This window comes from Candidatus Pelagibacter sp. PS_37, assembly GCF_059417825.1.
The window spans coordinates 652,403-667,348 of record NZ_CM182067.1 but is presented as its reverse complement, the minus strand read 5'-3'; the positions used below and the strand labels follow the sequence as shown (position 1 = coordinate 667,348).

Annotated in this window: 16 protein-coding genes and 1 pseudogene; 8 read left to right on the top strand and 9 right to left on the bottom strand. The window is 28.9% G+C overall.

Going from position 1 to position 14,946, the window contains the following annotated elements; genetic code table 11:
* Positions 1–9 precede the first annotated feature (9 nt).
* Genes rpsM through AC5SL9_RS03495 form a run of 5 tightly spaced genes read left to right on the top strand, consistent with a single transcriptional unit; the run spans position 10 to position 3,261 of the window.
* Positions 10–393, top strand: a complete 384-nt coding sequence (gene rpsM, locus AC5SL9_RS03515; RefSeq protein ID WP_006996832.1) for a 30S ribosomal protein S13 — start codon at positions 10–12, stop codon at positions 391–393.
* 7 nt (positions 394–400) lie between these two features.
* Entirely contained in the window at positions 401–853 is a 453-nt protein-coding gene (rpsK, locus tag AC5SL9_RS03510) for a 30S ribosomal protein S11 (protein WP_006996833.1), read from the top strand.
* 3 nt (positions 854–856) lie between these two features.
* Positions 857–1,885: a DNA-directed RNA polymerase subunit alpha gene (locus AC5SL9_RS03505; protein ID WP_006996834.1), complete on the top strand. Its 1,029-nt coding sequence runs from the start codon at positions 857–859 to the stop codon at positions 1,883–1,885.
* Positions 1,885–2,322 carry a 50S ribosomal protein L17 gene (gene rplQ, locus AC5SL9_RS03500; protein ID WP_006996835.1) on the top strand — a complete coding sequence of 146 codons (438 nt, stop codon included), beginning with the start codon at positions 1,885–1,887 and terminating at the stop codon, positions 2,320–2,322. Before AC5SL9_RS03505 ends, rplQ begins: the two co-directional genes overlap by 1 nt.
* Positions 2,323–2,346: 24 nt before the next feature.
* Positions 2,347–3,261, top strand: a complete 915-nt coding sequence (locus tag AC5SL9_RS03495) for an RluA family pseudouridine synthase (protein WP_006996836.1) — start codon at positions 2,347–2,349, stop codon at positions 3,259–3,261.
* On the opposite strand, the gene lipB is transcribed toward AC5SL9_RS03495, so the two are convergent.
* On the bottom strand, positions 3,242–3,862 hold the full coding sequence (gene lipB / locus AC5SL9_RS03490) for a lipoyl(octanoyl) transferase LipB (protein WP_006996837.1): 621 nt from the start codon (positions 3,860–3,862) through the stop codon (positions 3,242–3,244). The two genes, AC5SL9_RS03495 and lipB, sit on opposite strands and share 20 nt — an antisense overlap.
* A 61-nt stretch (positions 3,863–3,923) precedes the next feature.
* Here lipB and mgtE point away from each other — a divergent pair, with 61 nt between their 5' ends.
* Complete coding sequence (gene mgtE, locus AC5SL9_RS03485) at positions 3,924–5,297, top strand: magnesium transporter (protein WP_006996838.1); 1,374 nt, start codon at positions 3,924–3,926, stop codon at positions 5,295–5,297.
* Here mgtE and panC read toward each other — a convergent pair.
* Positions 5,294–6,136: a pantoate--beta-alanine ligase gene (panC, locus tag AC5SL9_RS03480; RefSeq protein ID WP_011282151.1), complete on the bottom strand. Its 843-nt coding sequence runs from the start codon at positions 6,134–6,136 to the stop codon at positions 5,294–5,296. The two genes, mgtE and panC, sit on opposite strands and share 4 nt — an antisense overlap.
* Positions 6,137–6,140: 4 nt before the next feature.
* Between panC and AC5SL9_RS03475 the strand changes: the two genes are divergently transcribed.
* Together AC5SL9_RS03475 and AC5SL9_RS03470 are read left to right on the top strand one after the other, a co-directional pair.
* On the top strand, positions 6,141–6,956 hold the full coding sequence (locus AC5SL9_RS03475; protein WP_011282150.1) for a sugar phosphate nucleotidyltransferase: 816 nt from the start codon (positions 6,141–6,143) through the stop codon (positions 6,954–6,956).
* Complete coding sequence (locus AC5SL9_RS03470) at positions 6,953–8,251, top strand: UDP-glucose dehydrogenase family protein (protein WP_011282149.1); 1,299 nt, start codon at positions 6,953–6,955, stop codon at positions 8,249–8,251. Before AC5SL9_RS03475 ends, AC5SL9_RS03470 begins: the two co-directional genes overlap by 4 nt.
* Here AC5SL9_RS03470 and AC5SL9_RS03465 read toward each other — a convergent pair.
* The 7 genes and pseudogenes from AC5SL9_RS03465 to ruvX form a co-directional block, all read right to left on the bottom strand.
* Positions 8,248–8,709 carry a RidA family protein gene (locus AC5SL9_RS03465; protein WP_006996842.1) on the bottom strand — a complete coding sequence of 154 codons (462 nt, stop codon included), beginning with the start codon at positions 8,707–8,709 and terminating at the stop codon, positions 8,248–8,250. The two genes, AC5SL9_RS03470 and AC5SL9_RS03465, sit on opposite strands and share 4 nt — an antisense overlap.
* Before the next feature lie 2 nt (positions 8,710–8,711).
* Positions 8,712–9,014 carry a hypothetical protein gene (locus tag AC5SL9_RS03460; protein WP_011282148.1) on the bottom strand — a complete coding sequence of 101 codons (303 nt, stop codon included), beginning with the start codon at positions 9,012–9,014 and terminating at the stop codon, positions 8,712–8,714.
* Positions 9,011–11,600 (bottom strand): annotated as a pseudogene (gene topA / locus AC5SL9_RS03455) (type I DNA topoisomerase). The gene AC5SL9_RS03460 and the pseudogene topA overlap by 4 nt, the downstream one beginning before the upstream one ends.
* A gap of 37 nt (positions 11,601–11,637) precedes the next feature.
* The gene (gene plsY, locus AC5SL9_RS03450; protein WP_006996845.1) at positions 11,638–12,213 is read right to left on the bottom strand and encodes a glycerol-3-phosphate 1-O-acyltransferase PlsY; all 576 of its coding nucleotides are present in this window, start codon (positions 12,211–12,213) and stop codon (positions 11,638–11,640) included.
* Between the two features lie 2 nt (positions 12,214–12,215).
* On the bottom strand, positions 12,216–13,502 hold the full coding sequence (pyrC, locus tag AC5SL9_RS03445; RefSeq protein WP_011282146.1) for a dihydroorotase: 1,287 nt from the start codon (positions 13,500–13,502) through the stop codon (positions 12,216–12,218).
* Complete coding sequence (locus AC5SL9_RS03440) at positions 13,503–14,444, bottom strand: aspartate carbamoyltransferase catalytic subunit (protein WP_006996847.1); 942 nt, start codon at positions 14,442–14,444, stop codon at positions 13,503–13,505.
* Positions 14,445–14,486: 42 nt separating this feature from the next.
* A complete protein-coding gene (ruvX, locus tag AC5SL9_RS03435; RefSeq protein ID WP_006996848.1) occupies positions 14,487–14,942 on the bottom strand; it encodes a Holliday junction resolvase RuvX in 456 nt (151 codons plus the stop codon).
* Between the last annotated feature and the right edge of the window lie 4 nt (positions 14,943–14,946).

Here is a 14,946-nt window from a genome sequence, read left to right as displayed (position 1 = left end):
CTCAAAAATATGGCTCGTATAGCAGGTGTAAACATTCCGCAAAACAAACTTGTCCACATAGGACTAACGTACATCTATGGTATTGGTAATAAATTTTCTAGCCAAATTTGTACTTCTTTAGAAATTCCTAAAGCAAAAAGAATAAATGAACTTACTGACGAAGATATTTTAAAAATTAGAGAATACATTGATGCAAATTTTAAAGTCGAAGGTGATCTTAGAAGAGATTACTCTTTAACTATTAAAAGATTAATTGACCTTGCTTGTTACAGGGGATCTAGACATAGAAAAAAACTTCCTGTTAGAGGACAAAGAACAAGATGTAATGCAAGAACAAGAAAAGGTAAAGCAATAGCAATTGCTGGTAAAAAATTAACTCCACTTAAAAAATAATTAATTTATGGCTAAAGTAGATAAAGTTGAGAATAAAGATGCTGTTGTAGAAAAAAAAGTAGATAAAAAATCTAAGAAAAGTTCTTATTCCAAAAAAAAGAAAATAAAAAAAAATATTCTTAATGGTATTGCTTATGTACAGTCTACTTTTAACAATACAATAATTTCAATTGCAGATACTAATGGAAATGTAATTTCTTGGGCATCCGCTGGACAAAAAGGTTTTAAAGGTTCAAGAAAATCAACACCTTATGCTGCACAAATTGCTGCAGATTCTGCTGCATCTAAAGCTTTAGAATATGGAATGAAAACTTTATCAGTTGAGGTTAAAGGACCTGGTTCAGGAAGAGAAACCGCATTAAGAGCTTTACAAGCGAGAGGATTTAAGATTCTTTCAATAAAAGATACAACACCAATGCCACATAACGGCGTAAGACCACCAAAAAAAAGGAGAGTTTAATAAATGGAAAGTTTAAATGTAAATGCTAAAAATTGGAAAGCATTAATTAAACCAGCTCAATTAGATGTTAAAATTAGTGATGACAAATCACATGCAAAAATTATCGCAGAACCTTTAGAAAAAGGATATGGTTTAACTTTAGGTAATTCTTTAAGAAGAATTTTACTTTCATCAATCAGAGGTGCTGCTGTAACTTCAATTCAAATTGATGGTGTTTTACATGAATTTACATCTATCAAAGGTGTTAGAGAAGATGTTACTGACATAGTTTTAAACGTTAAATCATTAGCTTTAAAAAGCTCATCAGAAACTACTAAAAAACTTATTTTAGATGCTAAAGGTCCTGGAGAAATTAAAGCTTCTGACATAGCACCAGTTGCCGATATTGAAATTTTAAATCCTGATCTGGTTATTTGTAATTTAGATGAAAATACGCATTTCCATATGGAAATGAATGTTGGAACAGGTAAGGGATACGTTCCTGCAGTAATGAACAAACCAGAAGAACCACCTTTGGGATTAATTGCTATAGATTCTTTATATAGTCCAGTTAAGAAGGTTTCTTACTCTATAAGCACAGCAAGAGAAGGAAAAGCCCTTGATTATGATAAATTAATTATGGAAGTTGAAACTAATGGATCAATTTCTGCTGAAGATGCCGTTGCTTATTCTGCTAGAATTTTCCAAGATCAACTAAATATGTTTGTTAATTTTGACGAACCTGTTGAAGTACCTGTAAAAGAAGTTTCATCTGAGCCTGAATTCAATAAGAATTTATTAAGAAAAGTTGATGAACTTGAATTATCTGTGCGTTCTATGAATTGTCTTAAAAATGATAATATTATTTACATTGGAGATCTAGTTCAAAAGTCAGAAGGTGAAATGCTTAGAACACCTAACTTTGGAAGAAAATCACTTAATGAAATAAAAGAAGTTTTAACTGGTATGTCTTTATACTTAGGTATGGAGATTCCGAACTGGCCACCAGAAAATATAGCTGAAATGTCTAAAAAGTTAGAGGAGCAAATCTAATGAGACATGGTATGGCTAATAAGAAGTTAAATAGAACTTCTGAACATAGAAAAGCTTTATTGAAGAATATGCTTAATTCTTTAATAAAATATGAGCAGATCACTACAACACTTCCAAAAGCTAAATTCTTAAAACCTCAAGCTGATAAAATCATAACTTTAGGAAAAAAAGAGACTCTTCAAACTACAAAAATGTTAATGTCTAAATTACAAGATATAACATCTGCGAATAAAGTCAAAAAAACATTGTCAAAAAGATATGAAGCAAGAAATGGTGGCTACACAAGAATCATCAAAGCTGGCTTTAGATATGGTGACAATGCACCTATGGCTGTAATTGAATTTGTAGATAGAGATGTTGAGGCAAAAAGAGTTGATAGAAAGAAAAAAGATCCAGCTAAAGATAAAACTGAAGAGAAAAAATTAGCTACTGCTTAATTTTTTATATAAAATTATATCATCATGAAAAAGTCTTTTAACGTTGATTCAACGTTTAACGATATGCGTATCGATAGATGGATACGTAATAATCTTGGCAATTACCCTCAAGGTCTAATTGAAAAAAGTTTAAAAAGTGGAAAAGTTAAAATCAATAATAAAAAAATTAAAAGCTCTCATAAAGTAAAGACCGGTGACACTATAGATTTATTCAACTTTGATTTTAAAGAAACAATTGTTCAAAAGACAATTAAATTTGTACCTTCAGAAGAAGTTATTAAAGAAAATGAAGAATTAATAATTGATAATAATGATGATTTCATTGTTCTTAATAAAAGCTCTGGTATTTCAGTTCAAGGTGGAACTAAATCTAAAAAAAATCTTGTAGATATATTTGCTCGTAGTGAAATTTTTCAGGACACTAAACCATTTTCTGTACATAGACTTGATAAAGATACGTCTGGAGTTTTTATTATGGCAAAACATAGACAATCTGCCCAGTTATTAACCTCTTTATTTAGACTTCGAAAAGTTCATAAAACTTATCTGGCCATATGTCATGGAGAGCTGCAAAAGGACTCTGGTGAGTGGAATGATGATTTAACCAGATACGATAATGATAGAGAAGTAGTTGAAAAAGCTAGAACACTTTACAAAGTGTTAGATAAAAATTCTATATGCAGTCTAGTTGAAATGAAACCAATTACAGGAAGAAAACATCAATTAAGAAAACAACTTTATGCTGTAGGATGTCCAATCTATGGGGATCAAAAATATAAATTTAGTAACACAGATAAAGCAATAAATAAAAATTTAATGCTTCATTCATATCAAATTAAATTTATGATAAATGATAAAAAATATACCTACACAGCATTATTACCAGATTATTTTAAAAAACTTTTAAAAACAAAAAGACTTAGATTTCCAAATTCTTAGAAAAGGTTTCAATAATAATTTCATCTAAATTCTTATAGTCTTGATCTTTAATTTCTTTAAGATTGATTACGCCTTTGTCTGAAATACCACACGGAATAATATTTTTATATTTTGAAAGATCGTTATTAATATTTATTGCAAATCCATGATATGCTATCCACTTACTTACTCTTACACCAATTGCTGCAACTTTATTAATTTTACCTTTATGGTCAGTCCAAATACCAATGTTTTTTGGATCACCAAATGTCTTAATATTAAATTTTGATAAACTGTCAATAATCGTCTCTTCAATTAAAGTTATAAATTTTCTTATATCTTTTTTTCTTTTTTTTAAATCTATCACAAAATAACAAATCAATTGACCTGGACCATGATAAGTAATTTTTCCTCCACGGTTTGTTTTTACTAGACTAATATCTTTATTAAGAATTTCTTTTTCTTTGTAACTCGTACCTGCTGAATAAACCTCTTCATGTTCTAAGATCCATATTAAATCCTCTTTTTGACCATTGTTTATCTCTAATAATCTTTCTTCAAGTAGTTTTATTGCATCTTCATATTTTATTGGTTTTATTGACTTTTTAATCTCTATATTCATTTATAAATTGTATTATTTTTATTATGCACTATTAGTGCAAAATTGATTTATAGGTAAATTTATGTCTTTAATAAAAAAAATAAAAGATAAAAAAGTTAATTTTGAGTTTAATAAAGAGTACATAAAAGTTGTTACTTCTAAGATTGCTAATAATGATGCTCAATTTATTACTAATTCTTTTAATGAGATGCACCCAGCTGATGCGGCTGATATAATTGAACATCTTGGTCAAAATGATAGAGAAAGCTTAATTAAACTTAATAATTTCAATATAGATCCAGAAGTTTTTATTGAATTAAACGAGTCGGTGCAGTCTGAAATCATAGCTTATCTTTCACCTGATACTATTGTTAGACTTTTAAAAAATCTTGAATCTGATGATGCGATTACAATTTTAGAAAATGTTGATGAAAAAGATAAGAATACAATATTAAGCTCCTTACCTCCAAAAGATAGATTTGCTTTACTTGAAAGCTTAAGTTATCCGGAAGACACAGCTGCTAGAATAATGCAACGTGAATTCACGGCAGTTCCTAGTAATTGGTCAGTTGGTCAAACAATTGACTATTTAAGAGAAAATAAAGATTTACCTGAGGAATTTCTTGAAATTTTTATTATAGATGAAGATTTTAAACCGATTGGAACTGTTCCATCATCTAAAGTTTTAACTACTTCGAGAGAAACTAAAATGCTTTCTATTATGTCAGAATCTCAACTACTTATTCCTGTTGATATGGACAAAGAAGAAGTTGGTAACGTGTTTGAAAACTATAGCTTAAATTCAGCAGCTGTTGTTGATAAATCAAACAAGTTGGTTGGTATGATCATGTATGACGATGTTTTAACTGTATTAAAAGAAGAAGCCGAAGAAGATGCCTTAAGATTAGCTGGGGTAGGGGATGAAGAAATTACTGATGGAGTTTTTAAGAAAACTAGAAGAAGATTTAACTGGCTTTTATTAAACTTATTTACAGCATTTCTTGCAACGTGGGTTATTAGTTTATTTGGTGCAACAATCGAACAAATGGTTGTGCTTGCATTTCTTATGCCAATCGTTGCATCTATGGGTGGTAATGCTGGAATGCAAACTTTGGCTGTAACTGTAAGAACATTAGCAACAAATGACTTAACAAAAAACAATTTTACTCAAAATATTTTAAAAGAATTTAATATTGGTATTTTAAATGGTATCATATTTGCAATAATAAGTGCTTTAGTAGTTCAAGTTTGGTTTCAAGATTCTCTACTTTCTTTAATAATTTCTATGTCAATGATAGTTACGATGATTGTTGCAGGTTTATTTGGAATTTTAGTACCTATAACTTTAAAAAAAATGGATATTGATCCTGCTATTGCATCAAGTGTGTTTGTAACAACTATTACTGATGTTATAGGTTTTGTTTCATTTCTTGGTGTTAGTGCTTATTTTCTCTAAAAATTGTCAATTAAACGTACGTTATTAATATAGTAGGCCACAAAAAGTTTAAAAGGTTTGTTCATAATATTTGTGCTTAAATTATGTGTGTTTCTACATTCCAAATATTCAATTTTAATATCAAAATTTTTAGATAGCTCTTCCTTTAAATAAAATATCATTTTTTTGTAATTTTTTTTGTTTTTCTTAATTTCATTTTTTAAAGATAATAATTTTTTTGCAATTATTCCTGAATTAATAAAACTTTTCTTATTTAATAAAGAGTTTCTGGAAGATAAAGCTAGTTTGTTTTTTTCTCTAACTGTTTTACATACGTGAACTTTGGTATTGTACTTATTTTCAATATAGTTTTTAACCAAGAAAAATTGTTGAAAATCTTTTTCTCCCATAAACATTTTTTGTGGAGAAATTAATTCAATAAAACGATCTAAAACATTAAGTACACCTTCAAAATGTCCTTTTCTAAATTTTGCACATAATATTTTTTGTGATTTATTTAGTTTAATTTCATTATTTTTTTTCCAATAAATTTGTTTAATGGTTGGCAAATATACATAGTCAACTTTAAGTTTTTTAAGGTAACTCAAATCTTGCTTTAAATTCTTTGGGTATGTTTTATAATCTTTTTTATTATTAAATTGAGTTGGATTAATAAAAATACTGACTAATGTTTTTTTGCAGTTTTTTTGTGATGTTTTTATTAATGTTTTGTGACCTTCGTGCAAACTACCCATTGTTGGGACAAAACCTAATCTTCTATCTAACTCAATTGCCTTAATTAAATCAGTTTTTAATTTTATTAATTTCATTTGTAATAAGAATATTAATAAGTAAAACATTTATATGATTAAACAAGCTATAATTCCTTTAGCTGGTCTTGGTACTAGACTACTACCACTAACAAGTGTTTTTGCTAAAGAGCTTCTACCTATTAATGGAAAACCAGGCTTAGAATATATTATCGAAGAATGTATTGAGGCTGGTATTAAGGAAATTGTATTTATTATTTCTAAAAAAAAATTGATGATAAAGAAATATTTTTATAATGATAAATTTTACAAAGATATTATCAAGAAAAAAAATGATCCAAAAATTATCAAAGAATATAAAAAAATTCTCAAATATAAAAAAATGATTAAATTTGTTTTTCAAGACAAACCATTAGGAACTGGTGATGCTGTCTACAAGACTAAAAAATTTATTACAGATAAATATTTTTTAATGTTATTACCTGATGATTTGATAATTAAAAAAAACTGCTCTAAGTCAATGATTGCCGTGCATAATAAATTTAAAGCATCAGTTATGGCAAGTATGAAGGTTAATAAAAATGATGTATCTAGGTGGGGTATCTACAACATCAGAAAAAAAATTGATAAAAATAATTTTATTATAAATAATGTTGTTGAAAAACCTTCTATAAAAACTTCACCTTCTAATAATGCTGTAATAGGAAGATATATATTACCTAAAACAATTTTTTCTAAATTAAAATCTCTTAAACCAGGTAAAAGTGGTGAATTTCATATCACTGACGCTATCCAAGCTTTAATAGAAGATGATAATCAATTTATTGGTCACAATTTTTCAGGTAAATACTTAGATTGTGGAACAATGAAAGGTTATATTAAATCAACGTTGGAGATTTCTAAACAATGAAACTTTGCATGATAGGAACGGGGTATGTCGGTTTAGTTAGTGGAGTTTGTTTTTCTGATTTAGGAAATGACGTTATTTGTGTTGATAAAGATTTAAATAAAATTGAAAACTTAAAAAATGGTATTATCCCAATATATGAACCTGGTTTAGAAGAATTACTCATTAAAAATTATAAAAATAATCGTTTACGATTCTCCACAAATTTAAAAGATTCAATTTCAAAATCGGATATTATTTTTATTTGTGTTGGCACTCCCACTAAAAAAAATGGAAATAATGCTGATTTAAGCCAGGTATACAATGTTGCAAAAGAAATTAGCAAATCTATTAAAAGATTTAAAATTATTATAACTAAATCTACTGTACCTGTGACAACTGGAGACGAAATAGAAAAGATTATTTCAAAAAAAGTATCAAAAAAACTTTTTTCAGTGGTTTCAAATCCTGAATTTTTAAGAGAAGGTGATGCTATAAGAGATTTTACCTACCCTGACAGAGTAGTTATTGGGACTCACAATAAAAAATCTAATAAGATTTTAAAAAATCTTTATTCGCCATTGATATCAAAAGGTGCAAAATACGTTAATACGTCTCGAAGAGCAGCCGAATTAATAAAATATGCTTCTAATGCTTTTCTAGCAACAAAGATTACTTTTATTAATGAGCTAGCCAATTTATGTGAAAAAATTAATGTTAACATTGAAGATATATCTATTGGTATGGGCCTTGATAATAGAATTGGCAGTCGTTTTTTAAGAGCTGGTCCTGCTTATGGTGGATCTTGTTTTCCAAAAGATACTAAGGCCATTACAGCCACTGCAAATAAATTCAAAACTAATTTAACAGTGATTAAAAGTGTTATTAAATCAAATGAAAATAGATCATCACTAATGCTAAAAAAAGTTTTCGAGATTTTAAAAAATAAAATAAAAAATAAAAATATTTGTTTCTTAGGGGTAACATTTAAAGCCAATACAGATGATATGAGAGATTCTTCAAGCCTAACAATGATCCCTGCATTAATTAAAAAAGGTGCAAAGATAAATTATTTTGATCCAACTGGAGAAAAACTAGATTTTAAAAAATTTAATAATGTTACTTTTTCAAACAACATTAAAGACGCAATTAAAAAATCAGATTTAATCATTATTCACACAGAATGGAATGATTTTAAAAATATTAATTTTAAAAAAGATGTGAAAAATAAAAAATTCTCAATTTTTGATATGAGAAATATTTACTCAGCTGATAAAATGAAAGATAATAAAATTAAATATTTTAGTATTGGAAATTAATTTAATTCAAAAATAGCATCAACCTCAACTGACACACCAAGGGGCAAACTGTTTGTACTAACAGCTGCTCTTGTATGCATTCCAGAGTCTCCAAAAACTGAAACTATTAAATCTGAAGCACCATTTATTACTTTAGGTTGTTCTGTAAAATCTTCTGTTGAATTAACAAATCCTGTAAGTTTTATACAAGATTTAACTTTTGAAAGATCATTACCACAAGCTTTTTTAACTTGAGATATAATGTTTAAACCACAACGTTTAGCTGCTTCATATCCATCTTCAGTTTTTAGATCCTTACCAACCTTACCTTTGATTAATTCTCCATTTGCTGCAGTAGAAATTTGTCCTGAGATGAATAACATCTTACCAATTTGTTTTGATGCAAGATATGATCCAACAGGATCTCTTGCTTCTGGCAGTTCTAACTTTAATTCTTTAATTTTATCTTCATATGACATGATTATTTCTCCATAAATTCAGTTAATGTTTTACTGTTTTTAAATTTAACAAGTTTTTCTTTTAAATTAAGTTTGTCAAATTTCTTTTTTCCACTTTTAGCATTAGTAGTTATTTTATCTTTAAGTTCTTCAGCTCCAACCGTTGCTTTTAATTTAAGTTCTGAAGATTTTTCTTTTAGATTTTTTGCTGAACACTCTATGTATTTAGCACTAACCTTTTCAAACTGATTACAATCAATTTTTTCAGCCATAGCATTAGACATAAGTGCTGATGTAATTAATGTTATAAATATTATTTTTTTCATTTCTTTTTCTTTTTTTTAACTTTTTTATTTTTATCGTATTCTTTTCTTTTCTCAATTAATATTAAAGCTTCTTCCATATTAAGTTCTAAAGGGTCTTTTTCCTCTGGAATTGTTGCATTAAGAGATTTATATTTAATATAAGGCCCATATTGTCCTTTCATTACTCTAACAGGTTTTTTGTCTTCAGGGTGCTCTCCTAGATCTTTTATAATTGATGCAGACATTCTACCAGGTTTAGCCTCTGCTATTAGAGTTATTGCTCTATTAAGCCCAATTGAGAAGATCTCCTCAACATTTTCAATCCTTGCTGATTTGTTTTCACATTTCAAATATGGGCCAAATCTTCCTGAGTTTAATATTATATCTCTCTGATTTTCAGGGTTAATGCCTAAACTTTTTGGTAATGAGCATAAAAATTTAGCTCTATCAAGATCCACGCTATCTAATGTAATTCCTTTAGGTATTGAGACATTTCTTAAATTATTATCTTCTTTTTCTATCTTTTTTTTTTGTTTTTTTTTTCTTTTTTGTTTCAATTATAATCTCATCTTTTATTTCCTCAATTTTTTCATACTGTAAGTAGGGACCAAACCTTCCATTTTTAAGGTACATGTCATTTCCATTTTCATGCTTACCTATAAATTTTGGTTCAGCTAATTGAGATTGAGCAGCTGCTTTTGCTTTAGACAGGGGTCTGGTAAATTTACAATCTGGATAATTTGAGCAACCAATAAAAGCACCACCTCTAAAACTATTTTTTAAACTTAATGATCCACCGTTACATAACTTGCATTGTCTATTAATATTTCCTTCTGTATCTCTTTCAAAAATTAAACTTCCTAGACTATCGTTTAATAGATCTAAAACCTCCCTAGTTCTTTTCTCTTTAACGTCAGATACGTTTTGATTAAAGTCTTTCCAAAATAACTCTAGAACTTTTATCCATCCTTCCTTCCCGGTAGTAATATCATCAAGTTGATTTTCTAAACTTGCAGTGAAATTATAGTCAACATATTTAGAGAAAAGCTTTTCAAGAAAAGCAGAAATTAATTTACCACGATCAGTTGGGTGAAATCTTTTATTAATTGTTTCCGCATATCCTCTAGTAGATATAACAGATATTATACTTGCATATGTTGAAGGTCTTCCAATACCTAATTCTTCTAATTTCTTAACCAAACTAGCTTCTGAATATCTTGGTGGTGGCTGTGTAAAATGCTGTTCATCTAATAGAGATTCTATATTAACTGGACCCTTGTTCATTTCAGGAAGAATATCTTCATCATCATCTTTTTTGTTATCCTTCATAACCTTTAAAAAGCCATCAAATTTAATAACAGATCCACTAGCTTTACAAATTGTTCCATTATCATCCGAAGTTATCGTTATAGTATTTCTATCAAATTGAGCGGGTTTCATTTGAGAGGATAGGGCTCTACTCCAAATTAAATCATATAATTTATGCTGATCTGGACTTAGGTATTTTTTAACTGTATCTGGTGCTCGCATTATATCTGTGGGTCTAATTGCTTCATGTGCCTCTTGAGCATTTTTAGCTTTTTTTCCAGAGTAACTTGCAGCGTTATCTGGAACATATTCATCACCAAATTCATTTTTTATATATTTTCTAAAAGTATCTATAGCGTCTGTGGACAGGTTAGTGCCATCTGTTCGCATATACGTGATAAGACCAATAGTTTCACCATCAATTTCTATACCTTGATAAAGTTTTTGAGCTATTTGCATTGTACGTGACGCTCCAAATCCTAACCTACCAGAAGAAACTTGCTGTAATGTGGAGGTAGTAAAAGGGCCAGAAGGGTTTCTATTAACAACTTTGCTAGAGATGTCATTTATATTGAAATTCTTAGATTTAACCTCTTCCATTGCTTTATCAATTTCAGCTTTATTTTTAAAAGAAAATTTTTCAATTTTTTTATCATTCAATTGAGTGATACTTGCTAATATAGAATTTTTATTACTATCGTTGAATTGAATACTTAAAGTCCAAAATTCTTCAGGATCAAAAAGCTCTATTTCATGTTCTCGTTCTGTAATTAATTTTAAGGCAACTGACTGAACACGACCAGCAGATTTAGAACCTGGTAACTTTGTCCACAAAATTGGTGATATATTAAAGCCAACTAAATAGTCTAAGGCTCTTCTAGCCATATAGGCATCAACAAGTAATGGCTCTATTTGTCGAGGGTTTTCAATTCCATGAATAACAGCTTTTTTTGTAATTTCATTAAAAACAACTCTTTCTATATGCTTGTCTTTAATTAATTTTTTTTCATTTAAATATTCTTTAACATGCCAAGCAATTGCTTCTCCCTCTCTGTCTGGGTCAGTTGCTAATATGATTTTTGATGAAATCTTAGCTGCATCTGTAATTTCTTTAAGATATTTTTTAGAAAAACTATCGACTTCCCATTCCATTTTAAAATTATTTTCTGGATCAACAGAACCATTTTTTGAGGGAAGGTCTCTAATATGACCATAACTCGCTAAAACAATATAATCATCACCAAGATATTTGTTGATAGTTTTTGCTTTAGCTGGACTTTCTACGATTACAAGATTCATTACTAAACAAATTACTTAAAAGACTTAGATAGTCAAATCAATAAATTTTAGTCTTAGTTTCTTCTTTGTTTTTCAATCGTTTGACGTTTTCTCTGTGCGTGTAGAATATAAGCACAAACATTATTATGAAAAATATTGAATTATAATTTTCAAAAACTATTAAATACATTGGCACCATTAAACTACCAACTAGTGATGAAAGTGATGAGTATTTTGAAATAAGAAATGTAACAGCCCAACTAATAATAAATACCAAACCCAAAAAAATGTTTATCGAAAATAATATTCCAACATATGTTGCAACACCCTTACCCCCTTTAAACTTAAGCCATATTGGAAAAACATGACCTAAAAATGCACTTAATGATGCAATGAAGATGTAATCAGGATAATTAAATTTTACATATAAAACAGGCAATACAGCTTTTGTTATGTCCAGTAGTAAAGTTGCGTAGCCTAATGTTTTATTGCCTGTTCTAAGAGCGTTTGTTGCCCCAATGTTTCCTGAGCCAATATCTCTAATATCTTTTTTTAAAAATATTTTTGTAAGTATAAAACCAAAAGGTATTGATCCTAATAAATATGAACTTAATGCAACAATTAAATATTCCATTATTATAACTTAAATAATTCTTCACCTTTTACAAATGTATTGGTGACTTTTCCTTGAAGTTTTTTGTCTTCAATAGAGGTATTTTTTGATTTGGAGACAAGCTTATCTTTTTTGACAACCCATGGCTTGTCAATATCAACAATGCAAAAATCTGCTTCATTGCCCACTGAAAGATTACCCTTATCAATTTTTAAAATTTTTGCAGGGTTTGATGTTAAAGCTTTAATGATAGTTTCTAATTTAACAGAGCCATTGTGATATAATTCTAGACTTAATGATAAAAGCGTTTCTATTCCAGAGGCCCCTGTAGATGCTTGTGCAAACGTTAATCTTTTTTGCTCTTCATCTTCTGGTTTGTGATCAGATACAATAACGTCTATCGTTTCATCTTTTAATCCTTGTACTAGAGCAATTCTATCTTCTTCAGTTCTTAATGGCGGTGATAATTTTAAAAAAGTTCTAAAATCTCCTATATCATTTTCATTTAATGAAAGATTATTTATGGAGACACCTGTTGTAAATTTAACTTTATTTTTTCTTTCCTCAATAATTTCTACTGATTTAGCAGCTGAAATCTGTGATATGTGATATCTGCATTTAATGTTTTCAAGTAACGTTAAATCTCTTTCAATAATTATTCTTTCAGCAACAGCAGGTATTCCAGATAATCCAAGTTTAGTTGCAATAATTCCAGAATTAATCATTCCATTTTTGGATAAATCATAATCTTCAGCGTGTTGCATGATCAGTGTACCCAAGTCTTTAGCTGAATTCATTATGCGTGACATTAATCTAGTATTTTGAATTGTTTTAACTCCATCAGTAAATCCAATTATTCCTCTACTTTGAAGTAGACCAAATTCAGTCATGGTAGTTCCTTCAATATTTTTGGTAAGGGCTGCACTTGGAAAAACATTTATTTTAGATTTATCTCTTCCACGTCTTTTTAAAAAATCTACTATTGAAACGTTATCTATAATTGGGTCAGTATTAGGCATAGTAACAACTGAAGTAACACCTCCTGCAAGAGCTGCGTTACTTAGCGTTCTAAAATTTTCTTTATATTCATAACCAGGTTCACCTGCAAAGACACGCATATCAACTAGACCTGGGAATATATATTTGCCATTTAAATCTATTACTTTTTCTCTTGAAGGAATGTTATTAGTATTTACTTTTTTACCAACAGCTTCAATAAAGCCATCTTCTCCAATAATTAATCCACCTTTCTCATTGATAGAGTTATAAGGGTCAATTATATTTGCATTTATAAAGTATTGTTTTTTCATTTATTCACAAAATATTTTTAAACAAGCCATTCTTACTGCAACACCTAGTTCAACCTGTTCCTTAATTACGCTTCTGTTAATGTCATCTGCTAATTTAGTGTCAATTTCGATCCCTCTATTCATAGGGCCTGGATGCATAATTAAAGCATCATCTTTTGCATGAGCAAGTTTATCTGGAGTTAGTCCATAATATTCATAGTACTCTCTATTAGAAGACAAGAAAGAACTAGTCATCCTTTCATTTTGTAACCTTAACATCATTACAATATCACAATCTTTCAAACCTTTTTTCATATCTGTAAAAGTATTAACCCCAAACTTTTCTATTTCTTTTGGCATTAAATTTGATGGTGCAATAATGTTAACTTCTGCACCCAGCATATTTAGAAGATAAATATTTGATCTTGCAACACGTGAATGAGTTATGTCACCACAAATCGCAACTCTTAAACCTTCAATTTTCTTTTTACGATTTATAATTGTTAAAGCGTCTAATAAAGCTTGAGTAGGGTGTTCACGGCTTCCATCACCAGCATTAAGTACTGCACAATTTACTTTTTGAGATAAAAGATTACATGCTCCTGAGTCTTGGTGTCTAATTACAATTATATCAGGATGCATTGCATTTAAAGTCATTGCGGTATCTATTAGTGTTTCACCTTTCTTAATAGCTGAATTTGCCATATTCATTGACATAACATCTGCACCTAATCTTTTTCCAGCTAATTCAAATGAACTCTGTGTTCTTGTTGAAGGTTCAAAAAACAAATTAATTTGAGTTTTACCACTTAAGACATTTAATCTTTTGTTTTTACTTTGATTTAATTTGATGAAACTTTTAGCTTCTTCTAAAATAAAATTAACATCATTAATTGATAGATCTTGAATTCCTAGGAGGTGTTTTTGAGAGATTTTAATAGCTTTATTTATTTTGGTTGCCATTAAAATTAACTCTATAACTATTAACCATCACTATGGCAAGTATTAATTATTTAAAAAGTCTATTGCCCCTTGTAAAATAAAGGCCGCAGCATTTTGATCAATTGTTTTAACTCTTTTTGAAACGTTAACGTCTAATAAACTCGATAGATTAAATGCTCCAACTGTTGAAAGTCTCTCATCCCACAAAATTACTGGTAGGTCTATAGATTTTGATATATTTGATGCAACATCATTAACTGATTGAGCGGATCTACCTAGACTGCCATCCATATTAACTGGGTTCCCTACAATTATTCCACCAATATTATTATCTTTAATTATTATCTTAAGTTCATCAATTAGTTCGTTTGTGTTGGTTTTGTTTATGGTTTTAAAGGGTGTGGCTATGGATTGTCTTTCATCACAAATTGAGACGCCAATTCTTTTAGACCCTAAATCTAAACCAATAAATCTCACCTTATTTGTGTGTTTTATTTTAAAATCTTCAATTGTGATCATATTG

Bases quoted from the DNA above. Each gene is read 5' to 3' on its own strand.
- rpsK (WP_006996833.1), top strand. From the start codon at position 401: ATGGCTAAAGTAGATAAAGTTGAGAATAAAGATGCTGTTGTAGAAAAA.
- AC5SL9_RS03470 (WP_011282149.1), top strand. From the start codon at position 6,953: ATGAAACTTTGCATGATAGGAACGGGGTATGTCGGTTTAGTTAGTGGA.
- AC5SL9_RS03505 (WP_006996834.1), top strand. From the start codon at position 857: ATGGAAAGTTTAAATGTAAATGCTAAAAATTGGAAAGCATTAATTAAA.
- AC5SL9_RS03495 (WP_006996836.1), top strand. From the start codon at position 2,347: ATGAAAAAGTCTTTTAACGTTGATTCAACGTTTAACGATATGCGTATC.
- rpsM (WP_006996832.1), top strand. From the start codon at position 10: ATGGCTCGTATAGCAGGTGTAAACATTCCGCAAAACAAACTTGTCCAC.
- ruvX (WP_006996848.1), bottom strand. From the start codon at position 14,942: ATGATCACAATTGAAGATTTTAAAATAAAACACACAAATAAGGTGAGA.
- AC5SL9_RS03460 (WP_011282148.1), bottom strand. From the start codon at position 9,014: ATGAAAAAAATAATATTTATAACATTAATTACATCAGCACTTATGTCT.
- AC5SL9_RS03475 (WP_011282150.1), top strand. From the start codon at position 6,141: ATGATTAAACAAGCTATAATTCCTTTAGCTGGTCTTGGTACTAGACTA.
- plsY (WP_006996845.1), bottom strand. From the start codon at position 12,213: ATGGAATATTTAATTGTTGCATTAAGTTCATATTTATTAGGATCAATA.
- rplQ (WP_006996835.1), top strand. From the start codon at position 1,885: ATGAGACATGGTATGGCTAATAAGAAGTTAAATAGAACTTCTGAACAT.
- panC (WP_011282151.1), bottom strand. From the start codon at position 6,136: ATGTTTTACTTATTAATATTCTTATTACAAATGAAATTAATAAAATTA.
- AC5SL9_RS03440 (WP_006996847.1), bottom strand. From the start codon at position 14,444: ATGGCAACCAAAATAAATAAAGCTATTAAAATCTCTCAAAAACACCTC.
- lipB (WP_006996837.1), bottom strand. From the start codon at position 3,862: ATGAATATAGAGATTAAAAAGTCAATAAAACCAATAAAATATGAAGAT.
- AC5SL9_RS03465 (WP_006996842.1), bottom strand. From the start codon at position 8,709: ATGTCATATGAAGATAAAATTAAAGAATTAAAGTTAGAACTGCCAGAA.
- pyrC (WP_011282146.1), bottom strand. From the start codon at position 13,502: ATGAAAAAACAATACTTTATAAATGCAAATATAATTGACCCTTATAAC.
- mgtE (WP_006996838.1), top strand. From the start codon at position 3,924: ATGTCTTTAATAAAAAAAATAAAAGATAAAAAAGTTAATTTTGAGTTT.